The 1588-nt window shown below is 37.1% G+C and carries 2 protein-coding genes and 1 pseudogene; 1 reads left to right on the top strand and 2 read right to left on the bottom strand.

The features are described 5' to 3' along the window. Window positions 1-147 precede the first annotated feature (147 nt). Complete coding sequence (locus tag ACYVLS_RS02890) at window positions 148-693, bottom strand: ECF transporter S component (protein ID WP_346025114.1); 546 nt, start codon at window positions 691-693, stop codon at window positions 148-150. Continuing rightward, a complete protein-coding gene (locus ACYVLS_RS02885) occupies window positions 693-1130 on the bottom strand; it encodes a DUF4430 domain-containing protein (protein ID WP_346025111.1) in 438 nt (145 codons plus the stop codon). The genes ACYVLS_RS02890 and ACYVLS_RS02885 overlap by 1 nt, the downstream gene beginning before the upstream one ends. Before the next feature lie 30 nt (window positions 1131-1160). On the opposite strand from ACYVLS_RS02885, the pseudogene ACYVLS_RS02880 reads away from it, so the two are divergent. Beyond that, window positions 1161-1588: pseudogene (locus ACYVLS_RS02880) on the top strand (hypothetical protein); the annotation flags it as partial.

The following is a 1588-nucleotide window of genomic DNA, read 5'->3' as shown; positions in this document are numbered from 1 at the left end:
TTGTTTTCGATCTAATCGAGAAGGATATAAAGTGGCATGATAGACAGTTAATACTTAAAAATGTCTAAAAAAGCAGTGAGTTTAATAGAAATAGTTATCCACATTTAGAGGTATGAATAATTCAGGTGAAATATATTTTTTGTGGTCTTAATTATTCTCATTTCCACGTTTAGAAATTTTTTTTAATTTTAAACCCTTGGCAATAAGGGGATATAAGACCGGTGAAAGTATGAAGTAAAATGCCCCATTACCAAGTGCGTGCATGATATCCATAGGAATACCAAATGAATAATATATCCAGAAACTCTCCAGTCCAAGCAGATATGTCATGATAACTGAAATAACAAAGCCATATAATAAACCAGTAACCGCAGTGTACATAATCATAGTCCATTCAGGAAGTTTTTGATATATCGGTCTAACTACAGCTCCTGTGATCAGAATAATTATAAAATATGATACGATTTGAGCAACTGTCCAAATACCCATCCCGAGGGTTAAGTTGGAAATCAGAATAGATAGAACAGCAACTATCAATCCGTCTGCCATTCCCATCGACAATGTCAAAATAATCAATATTGCAGTCACCGGCTGAACATTCGGTAAAAACTGGAAAATCAGACGTCCGACGTGACTAACTGCAACCATCATTGACAATATAGCAACTCTCCTTGCGGGATGAGCGGAAGCCATTAGTCCATTCCGCCTAAATTCCATACGACTTCATCTCCATCTTCGAGATGAGTGTCTCCTGCTCCAGCTGGCGCCATTTCACCGTTAATATCAAATAACCACCAGTTTCCTTCCTCTTCATCCTGAGACAATTCCTCAATAGATGTAATGAATCCCCCATCATCTTCTACATCATAGTTCTCATGCATAACCTCTAATAAAGTCATTCCTTCTTCTACTTCTACTTCTTGTTCCCATCCTTCTATTGCTTCTCCATTTTCCTGTATGACTATGGAAACAATTGCATTTTCATCGTTTTCATTTGTATCAATTGTCTCATCTGATTGATTATCCTCAACAGCACCGTTTTCAGGGTTTTCTGCATCATTTGAATCACACCCTGTAAAGAGAAATGTTGATAATAAAGAGACTGTGAATAAATTAACTACTTTTTTCATATATACCTCTCCTTAATCAATANGATTATCATGTATTTAGTTAATAAAATCAAGTGGCAAAACAGTTTAATTCAACTTTTAAACGATTATATTACTTGGCTTGAAGATGCGGGTGATCGACCACCTAAAGGGACCGATATCACAAAGCTTGATTACAACAAATTGACCCTTGATGACCCACCGAAAGTTGTAAAGATTGAACGGGCGTACTATAAATACCTTCTAAAACAGGCCGTGGAGGCAGGTAAACCGATCAAACCTGTTCGTCGCCACAAGTCATCTTCTGAAGTTCCTGAACATGTACGTTGCGCTAAGTGTCATGCGCCCCATAACTATCTCTATAAGAATAATGGTGTGCACGGACAATATCAGTGCAAAGTCTGTTCTGCTTTATTTAATTCGAAGAATCGTTACTCTAAAGATGTCATTCTCAAATGTCCTCACTGTGAGAAGTGTCT

This window comes from Alkalibacterium psychrotolerans (genome assembly GCF_054784355.1).
The sequence above is the reverse complement of the archived record's forward strand: the minus strand, read 5'-3'. Positions and strand labels throughout refer to the sequence as shown.